The organism is Geomesophilobacter sediminis (assembly GCF_016458275.1).
GTDB lineage: Bacteria > Desulfobacterota > Desulfuromonadia > Geobacterales > Geobacteraceae > Geomesophilobacter > Geomesophilobacter sediminis.
This window is the reverse complement of the sequence record NZ_JAEMHM010000004.1, coordinates 236,434-261,057: the sequence shown is the minus strand read 5'-3', so window position 1 is coordinate 261,057 and position 24,624 is coordinate 236,434. Positions and strand designations below refer to the sequence as shown.

General features: G+C 62.7%; 15 protein-coding genes. 14 read left to right on the top strand and 1 reads right to left on the bottom strand.

The window, feature by feature from the left end; all coding sequences use genetic code 11:
* Positions 1 to 17: 17 nt before the first annotated feature.
* From JFN93_RS06190 to JFN93_RS06140, 11 genes are all read left to right on the top strand, one after another.
* A complete protein-coding gene (locus JFN93_RS06190) occupies positions 18 to 926 on the top strand; it encodes a peptidylprolyl isomerase (RefSeq protein WP_199383124.1) in 909 nt (302 codons plus the stop codon).
* Between the two features lie 16 nt (positions 927 to 942).
* Positions 943 to 2,622, top strand: a complete 1,680-nt coding sequence (locus JFN93_RS06185) for a ShlB/FhaC/HecB family hemolysin secretion/activation protein (RefSeq protein WP_199383123.1) — start codon at positions 943 to 945, stop codon at positions 2,620 to 2,622.
* A 201-nt stretch (positions 2,623 to 2,823) separates the two neighbouring features.
* Positions 2,824 to 13,005, top strand: a complete 10,182-nt coding sequence (locus JFN93_RS06180; RefSeq protein ID WP_199383122.1) for a filamentous haemagglutinin family protein — start codon at positions 2,824 to 2,826, stop codon at positions 13,003 to 13,005.
* A gap of 30 nt (positions 13,006 to 13,035) precedes the next feature.
* On the top strand, positions 13,036 to 13,368 hold the full coding sequence (locus JFN93_RS06175) for a hypothetical protein (protein WP_199383121.1): 333 nt from the start codon (positions 13,036 to 13,038) through the stop codon (positions 13,366 to 13,368).
* A 154-nt stretch (positions 13,369 to 13,522) separates the two neighbouring features.
* A complete protein-coding gene (locus JFN93_RS06170; RefSeq protein ID WP_236021550.1) occupies positions 13,523 to 15,286 on the top strand; it encodes a DUF2341 domain-containing protein in 1,764 nt (587 codons plus the stop codon).
* Positions 15,283 to 15,690, top strand: a complete 408-nt coding sequence (locus JFN93_RS06165) for an ExbD/TolR family protein (RefSeq protein WP_199383119.1) — start codon at positions 15,283 to 15,285, stop codon at positions 15,688 to 15,690. The genes JFN93_RS06170 and JFN93_RS06165 overlap by 4 nt, the downstream gene beginning before the upstream one ends.
* 78 nt (positions 15,691 to 15,768) lie before the next feature.
* Complete coding sequence (locus JFN93_RS06160) at positions 15,769 to 16,488, top strand: TonB family protein (protein ID WP_199383118.1); 720 nt, start codon at positions 15,769 to 15,771, stop codon at positions 16,486 to 16,488.
* Between the two features lie 94 nt (positions 16,489 to 16,582).
* Positions 16,583 to 18,409 (top strand): putative porin, encoded by a 1,827-nt coding sequence (locus JFN93_RS06155; protein WP_199383117.1) that lies wholly within the window; start codon positions 16,583 to 16,585, stop codon positions 18,407 to 18,409.
* Positions 18,410 to 18,429: 20 nt separating this feature from the next.
* Positions 18,430 to 19,413, top strand: coding sequence for a peptidylprolyl isomerase (locus JFN93_RS06150; protein WP_199383116.1), 984 nt, complete (start codon positions 18,430 to 18,432; stop codon positions 19,411 to 19,413).
* A 50-nt stretch (positions 19,414 to 19,463) separates the two neighbouring features.
* Positions 19,464 to 20,303, top strand: a complete 840-nt coding sequence (locus JFN93_RS06145) for a DsbC family protein (RefSeq protein ID WP_199383115.1) — start codon at positions 19,464 to 19,466, stop codon at positions 20,301 to 20,303.
* A gap of 67 nt (positions 20,304 to 20,370) precedes the next feature.
* Positions 20,371 to 20,517: a hypothetical protein gene (locus tag JFN93_RS06140; RefSeq protein WP_199383114.1), complete on the top strand. Its 147-nt coding sequence runs from the start codon at positions 20,371 to 20,373 to the stop codon at positions 20,515 to 20,517.
* Here the strand turns inward: JFN93_RS06140 and JFN93_RS06135 are convergent.
* Positions 20,514 to 20,933, bottom strand: coding sequence for a hypothetical protein (locus JFN93_RS06135; RefSeq protein WP_199383113.1), 420 nt, complete (start codon positions 20,931 to 20,933; stop codon positions 20,514 to 20,516). The genes JFN93_RS06140 and JFN93_RS06135 overlap by 4 nt on opposite strands.
* 237 nt (positions 20,934 to 21,170) lie before the next feature.
* On the opposite strand from JFN93_RS06135, the gene JFN93_RS06130 reads away from it, so the two are divergent.
* The 3 genes from JFN93_RS06130 to JFN93_RS06120 all read left to right on the top strand — a co-directional run bounded on the left by JFN93_RS06130 (position 21,171) and on the right by JFN93_RS06120 (position 24,612).
* A complete protein-coding gene (locus JFN93_RS06130; protein ID WP_199383112.1) occupies positions 21,171 to 21,878 on the top strand; it encodes a class I SAM-dependent methyltransferase in 708 nt (235 codons plus the stop codon).
* A gap of 123 nt (positions 21,879 to 22,001) precedes the next feature.
* Complete coding sequence (locus JFN93_RS06125) at positions 22,002 to 23,192, top strand: DegT/DnrJ/EryC1/StrS family aminotransferase (protein WP_199383111.1); 1,191 nt, start codon at positions 22,002 to 22,004, stop codon at positions 23,190 to 23,192.
* Positions 23,193 to 23,274: 82 nt separating this feature from the next.
* Complete coding sequence (locus JFN93_RS06120; protein WP_199383110.1) at positions 23,275 to 24,612, top strand: methyltransferase domain-containing protein; 1,338 nt, start codon at positions 23,275 to 23,277, stop codon at positions 24,610 to 24,612.
* The last annotated feature ends 12 nt before the right edge of the window (positions 24,613 to 24,624 follow it).

Below are 24,624 nucleotides of genomic sequence, written 5' to 3'. Positions count from 1 at the left end.
CTTACGAGGAGATCCCCATGAATAAATATATCGGCACGGTATTTCCCGTTGCCATCGCCGGTTCGATCTTGACCCTTTCCCTTGTTGGGTGTGCCGCACCGCGGCAGGTGCAGACCGGTGACGAGGTAGCGCTTCATTTCACCTGCCGGCAGGACGACGGAGCCGTTGCGGTGACCACCCGCGCCGAGGTCAGCGACTCCGACACGCCGAAGTCCCGGCTCTTCGTGAAGCGGCTCCGGACCGACCCGCTCACCGTGAAGGTAGGCAACGACAGCGAAGGAAGTCATCGACGGAAGTCCTTCGAGGCGGCGGTGGCCGAGGGTATCGCCCAGAAGCTGGTTGGCCTGCCGGAAGGAGCCACCGTGGAGCTGGCCGTCACCGCGGAGCGGCTTCCGGTCACTCCCGGCAACGATCACACTGTCCGTCTGGGCCGGGTGGTGGACCAGCCGAAGGAACTCAGGATCCCGATTGCCCTTTACAAGACACGCAGCCAGAACGACCCGAAGGTCGGGGACCCGTTCCGCCTCGATGCCACGCTTGCCGGTAAGGTGACCGCCGTGAACGAGGCGGAGGTGACCATCACCCTGGATTCGGCCGCATCTGAAGCGGATCGCCCCTTCGGCAGGGTGACCATCACCGACCAGGGTGACCACTACCGCATGGAAACGCATCCGTTACCGGGCACGCTGGTACGGACCGGCGCCATGGCGGGAAAGATCACGACCGTGGACGACCAGTACTTCACCGTCGACTACGGCCACCCCTTTGGCGGGGAGGTCCTGCGCTGCGCGGTCGAGGTAGGGAGGGTGCAGTCCGGCAAGGAGAGGAAGGGGCAGGGCAAGCGTGACGCCGTCGGCGTCGCGGCGGCAAACGGTGCTGCGGCCGACGGCGGGGCGCCGGAAGGCCGGAGTGCCACACAGAAATGATCGGGAGCGGATTCTTTTGAGACGGTTTATCAGCGTGGGCCTTTGGGCCGGTTTTGCCGCATATCTGTTAGCAACGACACCAGCCGGCGCCGCCTCAAGCAGCGGCGCTGCCCCGACCGGCACCGAAAAGGAATCGGCCGCTCCGGCCGCCGGAGATGTCGCCGTTCCGGGGCGGGAGGCGTCGCCACCGGTCGAACCGGAACCTACCTTCGAAATCAATTCTTTCCGATTCGAAGGAAACACCCTTTTTGCCGGCGACCGCCTTGCCGAACTCATCGACGACATCGCCGGCAACGAGCGCACCGCCGCCGACGTGGAGAAGGCGCGGGAAACCGTGGAGCGCTTCTATCACGATCAGGGATATCCGGCGGTACTGGTGAACGTGCCGGAACAGAGCGCCGAAAGCGGGGACATCCGGCTGCAGGTGATCGAGAGCACCATCGGGGCGACCCGGATCACCGGCAACAAGTACTTCACCACCGCCCAGATCCTCGACAAGCTCCCTTCGCTGGCACCGGGGAGCGTCCTTTTCGTCCCCGGGGTCCAGGAGGACATCGGGAGGGTCAACCGCAATCCGGACCTCAAGGTGGTTCCGTCGATGGCTCCGGGGAAGACCCCCGGGACCGTGGACGTGGATCTCAAGGCCGATGATCTGAGCCCCTTCCACGGCAGCGTCGAGCTCAGTAACCGCAACAGCCCCAACACCAAGCCGCTGCGCCTCAACGGCGCGCTGCACTACGACAACCTCTGGCACCGCGAACACTCCCTTTCGGCCCAGTACCAGACCGCTCCGCAGGATCCGAGCCAGGTCGAAGTCTTCTCCGGCTCCTACGCACTGCCGGCCCCCTGGAATTGGGACGACACCATCCTCATCTACGGGGTGAGCTCCAACAGCGACACCGCCTTCGGCGAGGGGTTCCACTCCCTCGGCAAAGGGGCGATCATCGGGGGGCGCTACATCAAACGTCTCCCCCCGTACGGGTCCTACAACCACACCGCCACTCTCGGGGTGGATTACAAGAACCTGAGCCAGGAGACCCGGCAGCATGGGACGGCGGATATAAAGATTCCCGAGTACCTCCCGTTCACCGTCGCCTACAACGGGTCCCTCCCGGATACCCACGGACTCACGACCTTCAACGCCACCTTGGCAGCCTCCTTTCGGGGAGTGCTGGCCGCCACCCCGGAAGACTTCGAGGCGGTGCGCTACCAGGCCCGGGGGAACTATGTCATTGCGACTTTAGGTGTAGACCGGCGTCAGCAACTGCCGGCGGGGATGGGGTTTTTCCTGAAGTTGGACGGGCAGATTGCGGACCAGCCGCTGGTCTTCAGCGAACAGTACGCCGCCGGCGGCATGGAGAACGTGCGCGGGTTCTTGGAATCGGAATTCACCGGGGACAGCGCCTTCCACGCCACTGCGGAGCTTTCGGCCCCCGACTTGGCACCGAAGTTCGGCCTCGGGGAGCGGTTCTCCATCGTCCCCTATCTCTTCTTCGACTGTGCGCTGCTTTGGACCCTGCAACCGCTGCCGGGACAGATCCCCCTCGCCGATCTCCAGGGGACCGGCTTCGGGATCCGCGGCTTCCTTTTCAAGGATCTCGAATTCGAGCTCGACTGGGCCTTCGCCCTGGAGGAGACCGCCGTCGAGAAACGGGGGGACAGCCGCGGTTACTTCAAGGTGAAGTACCAGTTCTAGATCAGCATCCTCTTGAAGACAATGGTTTGAAGTCCCCCTTTGCGAAGGGGGATTTAGGGGGATGCCTCTAAGGTTTTGAGCTTAAGAGAGTTAGAACCGAGAGCCTCAAAATCAAATCCCCCCCCAGCCCCCCTTCGCAAAGGGGGGAGTACTGCTTCCTGTTGGCCTTTGTGCCCCGGGGGCAATGAAAAGGGTTTCGTGATGCTCAGAAAGTCAGTCGCCTTGCTGGTCCTGCTCGACACGCTGGTTTCTCCAGCTCTCACCTACGCAGCTGGCGCCACCGGCGTCATTCCCGGGTTCCACGCGGCGGTGCCGCTGCCCTCGCTGGTCACCAACGCCCTCCCGGTGCCGCGCGGCAACAGCTGGCAGGGGTCCGGGTACCAGATCACCCAGGACAACTCCACCAACCAGATGACGGTGAACCAGAGCACCCAGAGTGTCGTCATCGACTGGGACAAGTTCAACATCGGCGCCGCTGCAGCGGTCTATTTCAGCCAGAAAGACAATACTGGAAAAGCCCAGTCGAGCTGGACCGCGCTGAACCGCATCTATGACGCCAACCCGAGCCTCATCTACGGCAGCCTCAAGGCGGACGGAAAGATCTACCTGATCAACCAGAACGGCATCATCTTCGGACCCAACTCCACGGTCAATGCCGCATCCCTGGTCGCCTCCACCTTCAACATCAGCAACGCCGACTTCTTTTTGAACCGGCTCCGTTTCACCGGCGAGTCCTACCAGAGCTACGACCCAGCCAATCCGGTGACGGCGCTGTCCGGCTCCAGTCAGACCGCGCAGGTGGTCAACATGGGGACCATTGCCACCAAGGTCGGCGGCTCCGTCTATCTGGTCGGCCCGGTGGTGATGAACAGCGGCACCATCACCGCCCCCTCGGGCATGATCGGGCTCGCCTCGGTTCTTCCGGAAACGAGCTATCCGGTGACCCCGCAGACCACCGGGAAGGACCCGTACCAGATCCTGAAGAGTTCGTTCAACTACAACGATAACCTGCTCCTTGGCGAGGACAAAATCCCGACCTATTTCGACCTCATCATCCCCGACGTCAACGATCACAATCTCCTCTCGGGAAACGTGCAGGGGAACCTGATTCCGTACCTCGGGAAGACGGGAGGAGATGCGGAAAATACCGAGACCGGCAAAATCATCGCGGACTATGGGGTCATCGGGATGTACGGCAAAACCGTCACCCAAAACGGACTCGTCCAGGCGACCACCTCGGTCAAGACCGGGGGGATCATCGAGCTGCTCGCCAGCGACACCCTCACCCTTGGGCCGGGGAGCGTTACGTCGTGCCCCATTTCCTCCTCGGCCGAAACCGCCGACCCGTCCTTTGCCTACCAGCCGGGACAGATCACCCTGGGAGGTTTCAACTACCGTACGCAAAGCGACGCCCCGGTAAACTCCTTTCCCGCCAAAGAGATCGATATCCAGGGCCATGTCGTGGCCCCGTCTGGGATCATCACTGTGGCTGCTTCGCAACGCATCTTCCTCGACACCGGGAGCAGCGTCGACGTAAGCGGGCTCTGGGTCACCGAACCATCGAGCTTCGCCCTCGCCCAAGCCCAATTGAACTCGATCCAGTTGCGCGATGACTATGGCCAGAAGGGGGGGGCCCTCCAGGGAAGCACGGTCAACGTCAACGTCTCCCAAGGCTCCAGCATCGGTAACGTCTCCGACTCGTACACTCCGAGCCTGACAGCCATGGAAAAAAGCGTCCAGGGCGGAAGCATCTTCCTTGGGTACATCAACAAGAGCGTGACCAATCAGTACACTACCCAGGAAATCGTGGTGAAGCAGGGGGCGACCCTGAATGTTGCGGGTGGGGGGTACTCCTACCAGCCCGGCCCGGCCCTGACCACCAAGCTCGTCTCCGGTAACACCGTCTACGACATCAGCAACGCTTCCGAGTGGCTCTCCTACAGCGGCATCCTGGGGCAGCAGACGGAAACCCACTCCAAGTACGGGGTCAGCACCACTTATACGGGGCTGTACCTGGGGGGGGGGACGGCGCTCAACGATTATGCGCCAGGCTACAAGCAGGGCGCCAATGCCGGTGCCGCGACGCTGCTTGCCCGGCAGGTCGTGCTCGACGGCGCCCTCAATGCCTCGGCTACCCGCGGCCCCTACCAGAACCTGGCCTCCAATCCGACCAACTCGGCCGGCGCCACCGCCGCCTTGTGGGATACCCAGCCCCAAGGCGGTAGCCTCACGATCGGCACGCAGCCCAACATACTCAGGTATAAAGAAGCCGGCAGCTTCGATGACTTCATGGTCGGCGAGGTCGAGATCACCGGTGCGTCGACCACCCTCCCGACCACCTTTGCCGCCGGTGACTCCCTCCCGCAGGAAATGCAGGGAAAGACCATCCTGTCGGCGGGGCTTTTGAATCAGGCCGGACTCAGCACGCTCACCATCGGGGCCAATACCAAGATCACGGTAGACGCTAATGCCAAGCTGGCCTTGCCCTCGTTTGCCAGCGGCACTTCCACCACGACCTCCGGTGCTTCGGTGACCTTGGCCGCTCGCAGCATTGACGTGTTGGGGCAGATTGTCGTTCCGGGAGGCGCGGTTACCCTGATCGGCGCCGATAATTCAACCGGTGCCAGCACGGCGTACTACCAGGATATGTACGTGCCGCTTCCGGTCGAACATGTGTTCCTTGCTGCCGGGAGCAAGATCGACGTGTCCGGAGACCGGATCGACAACTCCCAGGCCGGAGGCCTCAACGTGTGGACCGGCAACCTCAACGGGGGAACGGTCACCATCTCCGACAATACCACCAACGGGGTCGGCGTCCTGGTACAGGGGGGGGCCACCATCAACGTCGACGGCGGGTACCGGATCGGCGGCAACGGCAAGATCACCGGCGGCGACGCGGGGACGATCAATGTCACCGGCCCCAACGTCTTCCTTGACGGCACGCTCCAGGCGCTGTCGCTTTCCGGTAACAAGGGTGGGACGCTCAACGTGACCAGCTCCCAGGTCGTGGTGGGCCCCGGCGGCCCCAGCCTTCCCGAAGGCTTCAATGCCACTACCGTCCTCCCCAACGACCTGCGCCAGGGCTTCACCCTGTCGGCCGACGCCTTGGCGCCGACCGGCATCAGCAACCTTTCGCTCAAAAGCTACGGCGACGTCATGGTAGAGGCCGGGGTCACCCTTGCCCCGTCCAACGCCAAGCTTGCCGCCCCGAGCCCGGCCAGCGCTCCCAACCTCTCCATCACCGGGGTGACCTCCGACCTGATCGGGGCCTCGTCGATCTCGATGGCCGCCGGGCTGGTTCCCGCGGTCAGCAGCATTCAGTCAAACGTCACCGTAAGCGGCAACAATGCCGCCAAGGTCGACATCCCCGCCGATGCGGCGATCGTCACGGCACCCGGTGGTAGCGTTTCCCTCACGGCCCCCAACATCTCAGTGGCCGGGACCGTCTCCGCCCCGGCCGGCAGCATCGCCGCCACCCTCAGCTACTTCGGCGACGCCAGTACCGGCGACGGCAAGCTATCCGTAACCGGCAGCCTGCTGGCACGTGGGTACGACAAACCGATCACTACCCTGGTGGATGGGCAGCCGGCCGGTTACACGGCATTGGCCGGCGGTAGCATCTCGCTGACCGCCGCCCCGGTAGCAACCGATAATACCTTGGGTGAAATCGTCCTGGGACCCAATGCCCGGCTCGACGTATCCGGCTCGGACCCTGCCCCGTACCGCTACACCAGGCAAGACGGAAGCATCGCCACGGTTACCGTGGCGAGCCAGCCCGGCAGCGTTTCGCTTACCTACATGAAATCCCTGAGCGATCTGAACGACGATCCAGCCAACCTGGCGGGAGCTCTTGCCGCGCACGGGACGCTTTCCGGGCTGCAGGGGGGCACGCTGACCATTTCCCGGGCCAATACCCAAGCCGCTCTCACCGTATCCGGGGCCGACGCGGCCAAATACGTCGCCGATGGTTTCGACGCGCTCGCCTTCCAGAGCAACTATGCCCTTGCCTTCGATGGGGACACCTCGGTCAGCGTCGGCCGTCACATCACCCTCGACGCCCCCCTGATCGTTGGGGCTGGAACCCAGTCCATCGATTTTTCCGCCCCGTGGGTTACTGTAAAAAATAGCTTCTATCCCTCCTCCGTTGCGCCCCAGTCCGGTACCGCCACTTTCTCGATAGGAAAATCAGACCCGGCCACCTTTATCGACGTAACGGGGAGCGTACTGTTCTCCGGGTTTGGAGCAGTTTCTCTTGCCGCAAAGAAAGACATGATCCTGACCGCTAAAGATTACCCAGCCCAAACCCTCTTCGGTTTTACAGAGACGAAGGTGGGGCTGCTGCGGACGAGCGGAGACCTGGTGTTGACCGCGTCCCGCATCTACCCTACGTCCCAGTCCGATTTCACCATCGAGTCCGACGCTGGGACCATCTCCATCCTGCCCGGGGAAAAACCGTCCGGGACCATCTATTCCGCATTCGGCAATCTCACCATCAAGGCCGACCTCGGTGGCATCGACCTCAAGGGGTACGTTGCGGCACCCCTGGGGACGATCACCCTTGAGGCGTTACCCCCCAAGGACTCCGCCGCGAGAGGGCGGATCTCGCTGGCGGACGGAAGCGTCGTCACCACGGCGGGTAGCGCGGCGGTTAACATCGGGAGCCTGGACCAGGACCTGATCTGGACTAGGAACGCCTCCGATGGCAAAGGCGACGTTGCGGTCTCTTCGGCTCCCTCGAAAACCATCACCATCAACGGCAAGGAGGTGGTGACTGCCCACGGATCGACCGTTGACGCCTCCGGCGGCGGTTCGATATTCACCTACCTCTTCACTGCCGACGCCCAGGGGTCAAACAACCCCCTAGCCGGTGCCTACGTCATCCTTCCCGACAACTCGGTCGTGCTCCCCGGGAACAGCGTCTACCTCCAGGGAGACCGCAGCCTCGGGCTGAAGGCGGGGGTATATTCGCTGCTTCCCGCCGAGCAGTATGGTTTCGTTCCGGGTGCCATCTTTGTCTCCAGGCTGACAACTCCGATGAGCTCGGGGGATACCGCTATCACCCAACAGGGGTACCAGGTGGTCGCGGGTTACTCCACCGTTACCGGGACCGGAGTGACCGCTCCCTACTACACCGGCTACTCGCTTCGGCGTGGGGCGGACGTACTGCAGCAAGGGCACTTCGACATCAAGCAGATCGCTGCCGGTGACGCCGGTTCCATCTCCATTGCCAGTACCACCGCAGCCCTTCTCAACGGCACCGTCGCCACCGGTTACCTCCCGGGATACCAGGGCGGCAGCCTGTCGCTTTCCGCGAAGACGGTAACCGTTCTCGCCGGGAGCGGCTCGAATACCATAAGCGACGTCGATTTCCAAGCCCCGCTCACAAACAGCGGGCTGACCCTCAACGCCGCCTCGGTTTCCGGACAGGGGTTGGCGGAACTCACCCTCGGCTCTCTGGCCGGCACCACCGACCTGACGGTGAAGGCGGGGGCGGTGCTGACCGTTCCTTCGATTACTCTGGCTGCCTCCCAATCCGTCACCTTGGAAAGCGGGGCTACCATCAACGCGATCGGCAACACGACCTCCGGATCGATCACGGTCACCACCGGCAGTAACGGCGCCGGCAGCAGCTCCGCTCCCGGCAAATTTACCGCCCAAAGCGGCGTCGCCCTTCACGCCTCAAATTCGGTGAGCATCACTGCCAAGACGATGGACTACGAGGGGACCTTCAAGGTGGACCATGGCGACCTCAGCATCCGGGGGACCGACAAACTCTACCTTGTCGGTGACAACTACAGCCAAGGCGAGCCGGACGCCGCCAGTATCCTCTATGTCCCTGAGAGAATTTGGGGGGGCGGATCGGGCTCGTTCCTCAACGCCACCTATGCCGCCGGGTCCGACCTGGTCCTGGGGGCGAACGTGAACCTTGCCGCCGCCGGCACCCTTACCCTCGATGCGGGGACAGTCCGGGGGCAGGGGAGTGCCAACCTTACCGCCACCACGGTGACCCTGCGCAACAGCGGATCTACCGCCGGAGGCGCCGGGACTGCCGATGCCGCCAAGACGCTCACCGTGAACGCGACTGACGTATTTTTCGACGTCGGCAACCAGGCCAGTTCCCAGACGACCGGGATCGCTCTTGCCGATTTCGGTTCCGTTTCGCTTACCGCGAAACACGCCATCATCTTTGAGGGAACCGGAGCCGTCGCCACCCCCGGCGCGATGAACCTGACCTCGGCGGTGGTGACCATGGCTCCCTACTCCGATAACGCGACCAATCCCACCTACCGGGTGTCCAACGTCGAGCTCGACGCGGGCGCCAAGATCAGCATTGACGCCCAGGGGGCAGCGGGGACCAGCGCCTCGGTGGGCGGTACCCTGACCCTCAAGGGGAGCGGCATCGTCGATTCCGGCGTCATCGACATCGCCTCGGGGAACATCGCCCTGATCGCCACTGGCAGCGACGGCATCGTCGTGAACGGCGGTGCTCAGATCCTGGCCCGTGGGGCGGCGGTGAAAACGCAAAGCAACGGCGCCGACCCGTATGTCTACACCCCCGGCGGTACGGTGACCCTCGATGCGTCTGCGGCCGGTGGTGTCACCCTTGCCGGCGGATCCCTCATCGATGTTTCCAGCGTAAAGGAAGACGCCGGGAGCGTCTCCCTTGCCGCCGCCAACGAGGTGACCATCGCCGCCGGCACCCTCAACGGCGCCCTCAACGGCGCTCTGGATGCAAAGAACCTCTCCGACCTCATGCCGTACCAGGGGGGCTCGTTCACGCTGAAGGCCGGGAGCCTGGACGGAAGAAACGGGAGCAACGACCTTACCCACCTGGCCGGGATTCTCGCCTCCGGTGGCTTCAGCCGAAGCGTGGACGTCAGGGTAGCCCACGGGGACCTCACCCTGGGAACCAACGCTACCCTCGCGGCCTCGAAGGTGCGACTGGAAGCCGATGATGCCGCTGCCGGGAACATTCTGCTACAGGGAATGGTGCAGGCCCGCAATTATGACGGGACTGGGGGGACGGTCCAGGTCGCGGCGCAGCACAACCTCACGGTAACCGGCACCGTGGACGCCGCCGCGACGGGGGCCGGCTCCGCGGGAGGATCGGTCGCGCTCAACAGTGAGACGGGGGTGCTTGCCCTGCAGGGGGGAACCCTCGACGTCTCCGGCGCTGCCGGGGGGAGCGGGGGAACGGTCTATTTTCGCGCCCAGCGCTCCGGCTCCGATGCCACCGCCTCCGGGCCGGCGAACCTGAAATTGGCCGGGACGGTGAACGGCGCATCCCAGATCGACGCCGAGCTTTTCCAGGTCTATGCCAATACCAGCACCATCAATAACGCGCTGATAACGACGATAAACAACGACAACAGCAGCTACCTCGGTAGCTCGTCCGATCCGGTACCTTTCGCAAATGCCGGCAAGATTGGGAGTAACCTACTCACCAATTTGTCCGGTACGGGGTGGAGCCCGCAGCAGTTCCAGGTACGTCCGGGGGTGGAGATCACCGGCACGGGCGATATCACCCTTTCCCAGGGGTGGGATCTTACCACGAGCCGGTACGCCGGCGCCCCCGGGGCCCTCACCATCCGCGCGGCGGGCAACCTCTCCATCAACGGCAACCTGGTCGATCATCCCTCCGGCAAAATCACCACTGGGGCAGGGCAGCAATCTTGGGGGATCACCCTGGTCGCCGGGGCCGATCTCGGCGCCGCCGATCTTCTGGCCGTCAATTCTGCCCAGACGAGCACCCTGACTATCGGCAGCGGAGCAATGGTGTACAGCGAGGGGGGACCGGTCCGCTTTGCCTCCTCCGGCGACACGGTCCTCAACAGCGCCCAGAAAACGACCTACGCCGTCAACAGCATGTACACCTCGGTCGGCAGCTACAGCGGTAACGTCGAGGGAGGCATCGGGGGGAACCTCCTGATCAACGGCGGCGTGATCCAGACCGCCACCGGTGACATCGATCTCACCGTCGGCAAGTCGATCCAATTCTCCGACAGCGGCAGCACCGGTTACGGTGCCATCCGCACCGCCGGTACCGCGCCCAGTGCCAACTCCACCGAGTACTGGAGCTACACCGGTGGCGGCGACATCAGGATCGTTACCGGCCAGGACGTGAGCCTGGTCCAGGAGCCGGCAAAGGCTGCGACCTTCAATACCTGGGACGCCGTCACCACCCAGTCGGGAACCTATTACTGGAGTGCCAACTACGCCGCTTCGGCCACCAAGGACTTCAACTTTACCCAGGGGATCGCGGCCATGGGTGGCGGCAACGTAGACGTCGTTGCCGGCCGCGATTTCGCCGCCCAAGCCGGAGCTTTCGGGGTGGGCAACCTGCGGGTGATGGCCGGAAGGGACGCCTTCGGACGTTTCCTGGTGAGTCAGGGGAACGGCGAACTGAACGCCCTGGGGAACATCGGCCTGCGCCCCGCGTGGACCATAAACGGGAGCTACCGCGCCTACAACGATCAATTCCTCATGGAGCCGGTGATCGAACTCGATGGCAGAAACGCCGGGAGCAGCGTCCGCCAGTTCCGAGCCGATGCCCAGGGGAATCTCTACCTGGGGACGGTCATGAACCCGACCCAGGCCGACGAGTACACCCTGGGGAGCACGAGGTGGGCGTCGACCTACGCGCCGAACACCCAGTTGAGCCTGGTGGCGCTGAACGGCGACCTCTCCATCATCGGGCAGGCCTATTTCAACGCTCCCAACGCCTCCAACTCTTATCCCGAACATTTTCCATCCACGGTGGATCTGGAATCGGGAGGGAACGTCACCCTTTTCCGCAGCATCAACCTGGCCCCGAGCAGTACCGGGAACCTGACCCTCAACGCCCGTGGCAGTCTCTTGGGCGAGGAAGCGGTTACGGATACCGGCGTATGGGTGACCCTGCAGATGTCCGACCAGTCCCCGTCGGACTACTACGTCACCTCCTCCGCTATCAAGTACCCAAGCACGTCAAGTGATTTCGAGAACGCACACGGGGGCACCTTTGCCGACGGGGCATATCGGTCCCTGCACCTGGGTGATGACAGCAAGGTGACCATCAACGCGGGCGGGAACCTCGACATGCTCCAGGTGGTCCTGCCCAAGCAGGCGACGATCAACGTCGGCGGCGATATCTCCAATTTCTACATCCAGACCCAGAACAACAACGTAACCGACGCGACCACCGTCAGCGCCGGTGGCGATATCACCGGCGTCGCAGCCCGCAACAACGGTTCCGGCCCCTCCGGTTTCTACCATGCGGGACCGGGGGACCTGCAGATTGCAGCGGGAGGCTCGATCAATCTCGGCAACTCCAACGGCATCCAGGAGGTGGGGGCCCAGGACAATTACTACCTGCCGTCGCAAGGGAGCAACGTGACCGTAGTGGCCGGGATTTCGGATATAGCCAAGATCGGGAATGTCGACACCTTCTTCAACGATCTCCGCTCGGCTGGGGTGTCCTACAGCACCCTGCTGGCCCAGGGCGATGTCGCTGGCGCCCAGGCGGTTGTCGAAGACGCTCGTACTAGACTCATCAACCCGATCTTCGAAGGTGCTAAGGCAGGAAGCGGCAACATAAACATGGTCTATTCCAGCATCAGCACTTCGGCAGGGACCGAGAACCTCAACATCATCGCCGGCGGAAAAATCGAAGTGGGCCGGACGGCACTTAACCAGGGAGGCTCCTCCAACCAAAGCAACAAGGCGACGGGAATCTTTTCGACTGCTGGGGGGGCGATCAACGTCTTCGCGTATGGAGACATCGACGTCAATGAATCCAGGATCATGACCTTCTTCGGCGGAGACCTTACCGAATGGACCGACACCGGGGACATCAACGCCGGACGCGGATCCAAGAGCGCCGTCTCCAATCGCGGCTCAACCTCCACCACTGTTTGCGACAGCTTCGGGAACTGCCGCACGGTCACCAAGTTCGTTCCTCCTGCGGTCGGCAGCGGTATCCGCGCGACCACCTACGATCCCAATACGGTTCCGGGTGGGGATCTGCCCGTTCCGAAACCGGGCGACATCTACCTCTTCGCTCCCAAAGGGATCATTGACGCGGGCGAAGCCGGGATTGCGGGGGGCAAGATCGTCCTTGGCGCAACGGCGGTCGCACACGCCGAGAACATCACCGCTGGTGGCCAGTCCATTGGCCTGCCCGGCGGCTCCGAGGGGGCGGTGAGCCTCGGCTCCCTCTCCGGCGCGGGGAGCGTCGCGGAGAACAGCAAGATGATCGAACAGTCCTCCACCATGGGGGGGGCCAAGGACAAGGCGGCCCAGCAGGTCTCCGAGGTGGACGACTTCCTCGCCAAGTGGCTTGACCTGAAGATCCTCGGCTTTGACGACGATTCCGGGCCGGACAACGGGAAGAAGAAAAAGTAGTTCCGGGGAGAGGGAGGACAGGAGATGGACGTGAAGCGAATTGGAATGTCATCCCTGCTGCTCCTGGCGCTGGCGCTGCCGGTGTTGGCCGAGGAGGGGGAGCCGAAGGCGAAAGCGCCGGAGCAGGAAGGGCGGCCGGCACCGCTTACGCACAATCCGGCCATGGCCAAGGATCTCGCCCGCCGGCAAGGGGTGGCCGCGATCCTGAAGTGGGCCCGGGAGCCGGACGGGGGGCGGGAGTTTCTGCAGAGTCACCTCGCCACCAACAAGGACGCCCAGGCGGCGTTCATCATCATGCAGAACCAGCGGATCATCGAACTGCTGGAGCGGTTGGCGAGCGGCACCGGGAGTACCCCCAAGTGAGGCGGAAGGCGCCCCGCACGAGGGTTTTCCCAAGATTCAGCCGGTTGTTCTCCCGATGTAACAAAGCTGGTCTAGAGTCTTCGATTTCTGATGGAATGTTCAATGGTTTCGCTAAGATGGGAGGAAGCTCATTATGATGCAACGGTGGCAGAGGATGGCAAAGACGGCGGGAGCGGCCCTGCTCCTGACCCTGGCAATCGGGTCGGCACGGGCCGAAGCCTGGTGGGACGCCAAATGGACCGCCCGGCGCAAGATCGCCTTCGACCTTTCCGAAAAAGGGGCGGGGATCAAGGAGAACGTGACCGAGGTCCCGGTGCTGGTCCGGCTGCACTCCGGCAACTTCAATTTCGGCGCGGCCAAGAAGGATGGCTCTGACCTCCGCTTCATCGGCTCCGACGACAAGTCCCCGCTCAAGTTCCACATCGAGAAATTCGACCCCAAGCTGGAGATCGGCCTGGTCTGGGTGAAGGTCCCCCAACTCGCCGGGGGCGGAAACTCAGACTGCATCTGGCTCTACTACGGCAACGACTCGGCACCGGCCGGCTCCGAGCCGGGCGCCACCTACGACACCGCGCAGGTGCTCGTCTTCCACTTGAACGAGGCCGACGGCGGTCCCAAGGATGCCACCTCGTACGCCAACCACGCCGCCGCCTTCTCCGGCGCCCACGGCGCCCCGGCCGCGGTCGGCGAAGGGTACAGCTTCAAGGGGAACGGCGAAAAGCTGGTGGTGCAGCGCTCCCCCTCGCTCAACTTCGCCAAGGGGCTCACCTTCTCCTGCTGGGTGAAGATCGACCAGCCCCAGCACGACACCCACCTCTTCTCCTGGGCCGATGCCGGGCAGGCGATCGTGGTCGGTATCGAGCAGGACCGCCCCTACCTGAAGGTCGGGAGCGCCCTCACCGCGAAGAACGTCCCCCTCGCGCTCAAGGCATGGCATCAGGTTGCGGTCGCCCTGGATGCCGAGAAGCAGATGGGTTCGCTGTATATCGACGGGAAGGAAGCAGGGGTCATCAACCTGAAGGGACCGCTCCCGGCCCCCACCGGGGAACTCGCCTTCGGCGGCGCCATGGCGGGCAACAACACCTTGACCGGGGACATCGACGAGATCGAACTCTCCAGCGTGGCCCGGCCGGCCGGCTTCATCGTCGCCTCCTATGCCTCGCAGGCACAGGAAGGGAAACTGATGACCTGCCAGGCCGAGGAAAGCAGCAAGGGGGGCGGGGAGAACATGACCGTCCGCCTGCTCAGGAACACCGCCAAGTCGGTCACCTTCGACGGCTGGGTCATCATCATCCTCTGTACCGGGATCCTCATCCTCGCCTCGATCGTCTTCGTGCGCAAGATGATGTACCTGCTGAAGAACCGCAAGGCAAACAATGCCTTCCTGGAGCGCTTCAACGACCTCCACGATCCCCTGGAGCTCGACCCGGACGACGAGTCGCTGGACGACTGCAGCCTGTTGCGGATCTACCAGTCGGGGCTTTCCCAGCTGCAGCACTGGGTCGACAAGCACGGCCAGGGGGAGGACGAGGTGGTGGTCACCGGCTCCGGGCTCAGCATCTTCCGGGCGGCCCTGGAGCGGGGCCGCTCCGAGGAGAGCGCCAAGGTCAACGCCGGGCTGATCGTGCTGACCCTGGGGATCTCGGGCGGTCCGTTCTGGGGACTGCTCGGCACCGTCTGGGGGGTCATGAACACCTTCGCGAGCCTCGCCGAGGCGGGTGAGGCGAACCTCTCCGCCATCGCCCCGGGGGTCGCCTCCGCCCTTGCCTGTACCCTGTTCGGCCTGCTCTGCGCGATCCCCTGCCTCTTCGCCCACACCTTCCTGGGGGTCCAGATGAAGCACCTCAACACCGAGACCAACCACTTCATCGAGGAGTTCGCGTTGAAGGTCGAGGGCTTCCACGGGGAGGAGGCATGAAAGCGCCGTCCGACGACCACGATGACATCGTAGAGATCAACGTCGTCCCGATGCTGGACCTTGCCTGGAATCTCCTGGTGACCTTCATGATCGTGGTCACCGCCTCGGTGCAGGGAATCCAGGTGAACCTCCCCAAGGCGAGCGCGGCGGTCTCCAAGATCAAGCCGAGCACCAAGGCGATCACCATCACCGGCGAGGGGACCATCTACCTGGACAGCTTCCCGGTCACCCTGGCCGAGCTCGAAACCAGGCTGCGCCAGCTCAAGGCGGCCGACCCGAACCTTCCGGTGCTGGTACGCGGCGACGAGAAGATCTCCTACCAGAAGGTGGTCGAGGTTCTCGACCTGTTGCAGAAGCTGGAGATCACCCAGCTCGGCCTGGTCACGCAGAAGCTTGTTAAGTAAGGCAGGGTGCCTGGCGTCCCCTCTCCTTCAAGGAGAGGGACCGGGTGAGGATGGGGTTCTAACTTCTAGGGGCTAGGGATGGCGGGTAAAAGGAAAACCAAACAGAAAGAAAAGGCCTGGCTGGTACCGACGGTCGTGCTGGTGCTCTTCGCCGTCCTGATCGGTCTTTTGGCCCGGAGCATCCTCAACAGCAGCTCCAACCCCAAAAAGCAGATCCAGGTGATCACCCTGATCAAGCCCCCCCCTCCCGAGGTCAAGGAGAAGCCGCCCGAGCCGGAGGTGCAGAAGGAACAGCCCAAGCAGACCATCGAGCAGCCGACCGAGCAGCCGACCCCGCAAAATCAGGCCGACCAGTCCCAGGACGATTCCCCTCCTGCCGGCGACAACCTCGCGGTCGACGGGGAAGGGGGGGCCGGGGACAACGCCTTCGGTCTCGGCGCCAAGAAGGGGGGACGCGCGATCACCCTCGGAGGCGGAGGGGGAGGGGGGACCGGTCTGGGCCGGTCGGCCCTCTCCAAGTACGGCTATTACTCCCGGACCATCGAGAGCGACATCGAGCGGAAGGTGAAGAAGATCCTGGAGAAAACCGGCGGGCGCCCCAAAGGAAAATTCCAGACCACCGTGCACATCACGCTCTCTCCCAACGGCACCGTGCTCAAATTCTCGATCGTCGACGAAAGCGGCAACGAACGGCTCGACCAGGCGTTCCGAACCGCCCTGACCGGCCTGAAAATGACGACACCGCCACCGGAGGGGATGCCGTCGTCGCTCACCTTTCGGATGACCACGAGGGGATAACGACAACTCCTCGTTTACCAGCTGGGAAACGCTCACCGTTTTCCGTTGCCGCTCTTTTTCCGATTGCACATTGCTTATCGCTTTGGAGGGTTAGATGTTCTGCCGTCGCGCACCTCTTTTGGGTGCCCTGCTGGTCTTTGCCTCGGTTTCGCTTCCCGGCGTGGTGCTTCACGCCGAAGAAGCGCCCGTTCCCGCCGCTCCTGTCGCATCCCCGGCCCCCGCGCCGGGGCACGACCGCCTGGCTCCCATTCTCGAACTGCTCCGCTCCAAAAACGTCATCACCGACGAAGAGGCCGCCGCCCTGGCGCGGCAGGGAGCGGAAAAGGCCGACCTGAAACCGCTGATCGAGCTGTTGCGGGCCAAGGGTGTGGTCAGCGACCAGGAGGCCGCCCGTCTCGGCTCCGCCCAGCCCCACGGCCTTTCCGAAGCGGGTGTCCATCCCCCCTCCCAGGACCACAAGTTCCTCTCCTACCTGAGGGAGCGCTGGGTGAAGAACAAAAACCGGGGCCGCGACTTCGACGAGTGGTTCGCAGGCGTCGAGGACCCCGAAGAGATCATCGGCAAGATGCAGCTCATGGGCGGGATAGCGCCGGAAGAGGCTGAGGAACTCCGGCGCACCTACCGGGACACCTATCTCTCCGGCGCCATCTCCGCCGTGATGGAGAAAAAGGAGTCCGAGTACCTGGAGCGGGTCCGCAAGGGGGTCGCCTGGGAGCTCGACGACAAGGTTGCCGAGAAGTTCAAGGATCAATGGAGCCAGCGGATCAAGTTGAGCGGCGAGATCCGGCTCCGTTGGGAGCAGGACCTTTTCGACCGGAACAACTATCCGTATTTCATCAATCCCTCGAACACCACCCAGATCATGAACAGCCAGATCGACCGGGAGCGGGCCCGCCTTTTGGCCCGTCTCGGCGTGGAGATCAAACTCGCGGAAGACTGGCACGCCGGGCTGGTCATCGGCACCGACAATGCCCGCACTCCCGGCAACCCCGGCTCCAGTTACGTCACCCTGGGTGACTCCTTCAACAAAAAGCCGATCGCCCTGGACCGCGCCTATCTGAACTGGACCCCATGCCCCGCCGTCTCCTTCTGGGGGGGGCGCTTCGCCAACCCCTATCTCTACACCGACCTGGTCTGGAGCCCGGAGATCAAGTTCGACGGGTTCGCCCTGCAGGTGGCGCCTCAGCTCTCCCAGAACTGGAAACTCTTTTCCACGGTAGGGGGGTATTTCCTGCAGGAGGTCGAACTCTCCTCCCACGACAAGTACCTGGTGGGGGGGCAGCTCGGCGTCGAGCACAAAACCCCCGAGAACCTGACCACCAAGCTCGCGGTCGCCTACTACCACTACTTCAATACCACCGGCGTGGTCAACGACCCGAGCCGTCCCACCTTGACCGACTGGACCGCTCCGCTGTACCAACAGAAGGGGAACACCCTCATGGACATCGATCCCAGCTCCGCGATCAAAACCGCCTACGCAGCCGATTTCCACGAGCTCGACGTCAACGGGGTGCTCGACCTGGGCTACTGGGAGCCGGTGCACCTGACCCTGTACGGCGATTACGTCAACAACCTCGGCTTCAGCCAAAGGGCGGTGAATGCCCGCACCGGATTCAACGTGAAGAAGGAGACGGAAGGGTTCCAGGTCGGCTTGTGGGTGGGCATGCCGGCGGTAAAGGAGCTATGGGATTGGAGGGCGGGCTTCAGCTACAAGTACATCGAGTCCGACGCGGTGATGGACGCCTTCAACGACCAGGACTTCCATCTCGGCGGGACCAACGCCAAGGGGTGGGTTGTCGGTGGTGACCTCGGGGTGGCCAAAAACGTCTGGCTCGCCGCGCGCTGGTTATCCACCGACGTGATCTCCGGGCTGCCCCTGGCGATCGACGTGTTCCAGCTCAACCTCAACGCGAGCTTCTGATGCTGCCGGGAGGTCTATTCATGCGTGTGCTGCAGGCAATGTTGGTAGTCGGCTTCGGCGCGTGGCTCGTGGGCGCGCTCTATTCCCCGCCCGCCTGGGGGGGGCAGTCCGGGGTGGCCGCCCTGGTCAACGGTGCACCGATCACCGGCGACGCCTTCTCGGTGGAGGCGAGCCGGCTGCGGCGCGCCCAGGCTCGGGAAAAGGGGGGCGATCCCGCTGCGGAGGGCCTCCTGAAAAAACAGGCGTTGGAGAACCTGATCGTCCGGGAACTCTTGCACCAGGAGGCGCTGCGGCGCGGGATCCGTGTCTCGAAGGAGGAGGTGCAGCGGGAGGTCGACCGGCTCCGGGGGGCCGTTGCGGGAGGTGCGACGCTGGAAAAGGCGTTGGACCGGGTCGGGCTCGATGCCGCAGGGCTGGAGGGTCAGGTCGAGCAGGGGATGACGATCCAAAAACTCCTCGTGCTCCAATTCGGCCCGAGGGACGCGGTGTCGGATGAGGAGATCGCCCAGTACTACCGGGATCACCTCGAGGCGTACCGGGTCCCGGAACGGGTGCGCCTTTCCCACCTTCTGATCAAGTTCCAACCTCAGGACGCCGAGGCCAGGGAGAAGGCGCTCGACACCGTCAAGGACCTGCAGGACCGGGTGACCCGCGGCGAGGATTTCGCCACGTTGGCGCGCCAGTATTCCGGCTGCTACAGCGCCCGAAATGGCGGAGACCTCGGCTATTTCGAACCGGGGCAGCTTTCGCCCCAGATCGAGCAGGGGACCCGGGAGCTTGCCGTGGGCGGGGTGAGCGGCGTCGTGGAGGACCGGTACGGCTTTCACCTGATCAAGGTCACCGAGCGCCAACCCAGCGCCCCCGCCCCTCTCGGGGCGGTCCGGGAGAGGGTCCGCCAGAAACTGGCCGGCGAACGGGGGGGGCGCGAACTCGCTCCCCGGCTCGCACCCTATCTTAAAAAGCTGCGCGAGCAGGCCAAGGTGGAGATCCTGCTGGAGGAATAGAAACCGTTCGACGTTAAAAAGGCCAGCCGCACCCAACCAGGAGGCAATTCGTGAAGACCATTATTCTCGCTGTTTCGTCGCACGTCGAACGTCGCACGTCGAACGTTTTTCTCCTGCTTTTGCTTTTGTTGTCTGTTGCCGTCCCCGCCTTCGGCTTCGGCAAGGGGGTCGAGGGGTGTTCCGGCGACTGCGTTGCCTGTCATAAGGTCTCTATCAACGAGGTGAAGGATATCTTCAAGGGGATCGATCCGCAGCTGTCGGTGGAATCGGTCGCCCCCTCGCCATCCCGGGGGCTCTATCAGGTGACCTTGAAAAAGGATGCCCAGATCCAGGTCGTCTACCTCGACTTCTCGAAGAACTTCCTGGTGGGGGGGCCGCTGGTCGATCTCCGGACCCGCCGCAACGTGACCAGCGAGGCGGTTGAGGATGCCGCGGTGATCGACCCGGCGGAAATTCCCCTGGAACGCGCGCTGGTGATGGGGAACCCGAGCGGAAAGAAGGTCCTCTACCTCTTCAGCGACCCCGAGTGCCCCTACTGCGCCGTGCTGCACCGCACCCTCACCGAACTGATCCAGGAGGAACCCGAGCTCAAGGTCTACCTGCTCCTGGTCCCGCTGGAGATCCACCCCGACGCGCTCTGGAAGACGGAGTCGATCCTGTGCAGCGCGAAGAGCCGCATGGACTCCGCGCTGACCATGCTGCAGAAGAGTTACGATCAGAAGGAAGTGCCGAAACTCGAATGTGCCGCCGGTGTCGGGGCGCAGATGAAGCAGCTGGGGGCGAAACTCGGGATTGCGGTGACGCCGACCCTCGCTCTGGCCAACGGCAAGGTCCTGCGCGGTGCGCGCGGCAAAGAAGAGATCCGCAAGCTGCTCAACGGGCCGAGCTGATTTCGAAGGCTCTTACTCTGGATGGGTACGGGGCGAGGGGGGACCGAAGCGCTCCCCGAGGTGTACCTTGGCTGCGCGGGGAAAAGCGATCCGGCGGCTGCGGGATCGGCTGCCCCGGATCGGCCTGATGTGGCTCCCGCTCTCCCGGCGCGGTCTCCGGATGGAGCCGGCGGGAGAGGGGGCACTTTTGCTGGCGGGGTGGAGGGGGCTTTAGTGCACGGTTCCGCGCTGCAGGCTGAAAAAGGTCCCGCAGCTGTAGATGCCGGGAACCCCCGTGATGTCCATCGCCATCCGGCCGCTCACCAGTTCGCCGTGCAGGGTCCAGGACTCCTCGATTTCCTCGGAGACGACCACCTGCTCGTCCTCGAGCCACTCGCCGGTCAGCGAGGTGAACGGGGTTTTGATGGTGGCCTCTTCCTTGTTGTGCCAGATGGTGATGGTGCCGGAGCGGTCCACGCTCCCGTTGTGGAAGAAAATGACGCTGATCACGTCCCCCAGATCGATCAGTGCGTGCTGCTCGAATGCGGTCACCCCGAGGATCTCCCCCAGGTTGTTTTCCGTAACCAGCTCCGCTTTCACGACCTCTACGATCATCGGGCGCCCGAAGTACCCGCCAATGCTCATGCCCATGGTTTCCTGCTCCTTGTCCGGTAGATGCTCAGGTTGCACCTGATTTTCCTTTACTGTGCCATCCCCACGTTACGGCTTCGTTTTGGACCGCTTAAAAAGGGGTAACAATCTGCCGGCCGCCGCCGGAAGCGGTCGGGAAGCGCCTGCCTCCCACATGTAAGCTCCACGTAGCCCTGATGTAACATTGCTCCGCTATGCTCCGCCCGTGTAAAAATTCCCTCGCCTGTGGTGACTTTGATGGCTCGTAATCCGGCCATGATCTGGGATGGGTTGGCGAATCGGGAGAACCTGGCAGCCCTGGTCCGTACGGCATCCAGTCCCCATCCTTATCAAAGAGAGCTGAAGGGGCTCATTGATGATCTCTATGTTGAGCCATCAACCATAATCGAAGCCGGGTCATATACCGGCGTTACCAGTTTCCTCCTGGATGACCGTTTCGCCAAGACCGTCTTCGATGCCAATCCTGCGGCGCTTGAGCTTTCCGAACGGCTCTTCCGATATCACGGCAAGAGCGCCACTTTCGTGACTGGGGACATGTTCCGGATGCCGTTTCCGGACCGTAGCTTCGATATTGTCTTCAATTGTTGCGTCTTCGAGCATTTCCTCTTTGCGGACCGTGTTGCCGCCCTCAGAGAGTACGGCAGGATACTAAAACCTTCGGGGAACATCATCATTGCCTACCCAAACTACTTTTCCCTGCCATACCGGATAGGATCTTATCTCTCGGGAAAGCAAAGGCCTACGTCGCAGGAGCGCGGCCTTATTACTCTCAGGAGCGAGATCAAGGACGCCGGCCTCAGGTTCAGAGAGAGCAGGCTGCTGGATTACATTACCCCGCTCCAAATGGTCCGGAGGGTCGAGATTCTGGGGCGACCGCTAAAATACCTCTTCAAGTGGATCGGTTTCCAAGGGTATCTGAGGGTGGTGATCGTACGAAAACCCTGAAACACTGAACCCTTTCCAGATTTCATCTCCGCGTAGCCCTGCTGTGACAATGCTCTGATATGCTGCCCGCTCGATCAGTATTTCCCGCTCGGCACGTGCCGATATAAACCGAAAGGGTTTCCTATGCCCAATCTAGCACAACTCGGTGGTACACCGGTCAGAAGCAATGACCGCTTCCTCGTCTACGGAGCGCCGTTGATTGAAGAGGCGGAGATTGCGGAAGTCACAGCATGCCTGAGGGCTGGCTGGATCGGAACCGGGCCCCGGGTACACCAGTTCGAGAACGATTTCCGCCGATACAAGGGGGCTAAATACTCCGCCGCTCTCAACTCATGTACCGCAGGGCTCCACCTTGCCATGTTCGCGTGCGGCATCGGGCCCGGAGATGAGGTGATCACCACCCCGATGACATTTTGCGCCACGGTGAACGCCATTATTCACTGTGGCGCCACACCGGTCCTTGCCGATTGCGACCTGACCACCATGAATGTCTTGCCGGAGGAGATCGAAAGGAAGATCACGGCACGTACCAAGGCCATCATCCCCGTGCATTTCGCCGGGAGGTGCTGCGATATGGAGGCGATCGTTTCGCTGGCCAGGCGTTACGACCTGCTGGTCATCGAGGACTGCGCCCATGCGATCGAGAGCGAATACCGGGGCAAAAAGGCCGGGACCTTTGGGGACATCGGGTGCTTCAGCTTCTACGTCACGAAAAACGTCGTCACCGGAGAGGGGGGCATGGTTATCACCGACGATGAGCGCCTGGTAGGAAGGATTAAAACCCTTGGACTCCACGGCATGACCAAGGATGCCTGGAGTCGTTTCTCCGACGCTGGATATAAACACTACCAGGTCATCCATGCCGGCTATAAGTACAACATGACCGACATGCAGGCCGCCATGGGGATCCACCAGCTCGCGCGAGTGGAAAAGTCCTGGGAGCGGCGGGCCGCGATCTGGTCGCGTTACAATGAGGCCTTCGCCGATCTTCCCTGTGTTATTCCCGCCGATCCCGAACCGGATACCCGGCACGCGTTCCATCTCTACACGGTCCGGATTGGCCCTGCCACAAAGCGGGATTGGGTGTTGGAGGCGATGACCTGCGAGGGGATCGGTATTGGGGTGCACTACGTTCCGGTGCATTTGCATCCGTTTTACCGAAAAACCTTTGGCTGGAAGGAGGGTGATTTTCCTAACGCCGAGCAGATAGGACAAAGTACTCTGAGCCTGCCCCTTTCTCCCGCACTGAGCGAAGAGGACGTCGAAGATGTCATCACCGCTTTTCGCAAGGTTGCCGTCGCGGCCGTTCAATGAAGGTAAAGACGCTACGCCGGTCTCAGGTCAGCCTTTTAATGCCTTGGAATGCCGACCTTTGCCAGATGTGGAGGCTCCCGGAATGAAAAACGTGTTGCCGTTGTCCCGTATGCTCCAGAGAGTGCCGGCTCCTAAGGGAAGCAGTCCCAATGCGGTCCAAGAGTATTGGAAGGCCAGGGCTCGCCTTTACGGAAGGCGAGCGGTTCTCAACGTCAATCACGCGCCCGAGGATTTCGACCGGGTCACCCAGTACCAGAAAGAGGAGATCTACCCCCATTTCGCGACCGCCTTGACCGGTAAGGAACGGGTCGTCCTTGATTACGGGTGCGGGGTGGGAAGATTCTCCAACGATCTTGCCCAGATCATTTCGGGACGTTGCCTTGGCGTCGACGTCGTTTCCGATCTTTTGGAACTGGCGCCGACCAGCGCTGTGGTTGAGTATCGGACCCTCCAGGAGGGGAGGGTTCCGCTACCGGATGGCTCCTGCGACGTGGTCTGGGTCTGCTTGGTCTTGGGGGGACTGGACGGGGAAAACCTGGTGCAGGCGGTTTCGGAGATAAACCGCGTCCTGGCTCCGGGCGGGCTTTTGTTCCTGGTCGAGAATACCTCCGATAAGCCGGACGGGGAGCATTGGCGTTTTCGGAGCGTTCGGGAATACCAGAGCCTTATGCCCTTCGCCGAGCTGTCTCATCGCCACGATTACGATGACCTGGGAGAACGAATTACCATCCTTTGTGGAAGGAAACCACAGGCCACACCGGAATCGGTAAATCGCGACGAGCGTCGCCCCGAGTCCGTCCAGCAAGCGGAAGCGGCCCCCGTTTCCAGCCAGGTCCACCTGACCAGGACGAGGGTCTTCGCCAACCTCGTGGCGGACGAGATCGAGTACCGGATCGTTCGGCTCAAAGCAGCTCTGTTGGGGGTGACGAGCGTCGTCAGGTACTTAAGAAACCCCAACCCGCGTATCACGGCCCGTTTGCTGCGCGCCTTTGGGGCCACGGTAGGCGAGCGTACCACCTTCAAACGGACCCTGTTCCTGGACAACGTCTTCGAAGACCAACATTCCACCGGGGACTTTCGCTATCTCCGCATCGGGAACAACTGTTACATCGGAGACTGTGTCTTCTTCGATCTCACCAACGACGTCATCTTGGAAGACGACGTCGTCGTCGCGGGGAACGTTTCCTTCGTCTCGCATGCCGACTGCAACCGCTCCAAGTACCTGGAAAGCAAGTTTCCCCGCCGCTGCGAACCGATACGGATCTGCCGCGGCTCGTGGATCGGGTTCGGGGCCACCATCCTGTCGGGAGTCGACGTCGGCAAAGAGACGGTCATCGCAGCGTATTCCCTGCTGCGTGAAGATGCAGCGGCGAACTCGGTGTATTCGGGGGTACCCGCCCGCAAGGCGAAGGATCTGTAGCGGCGTGACGTC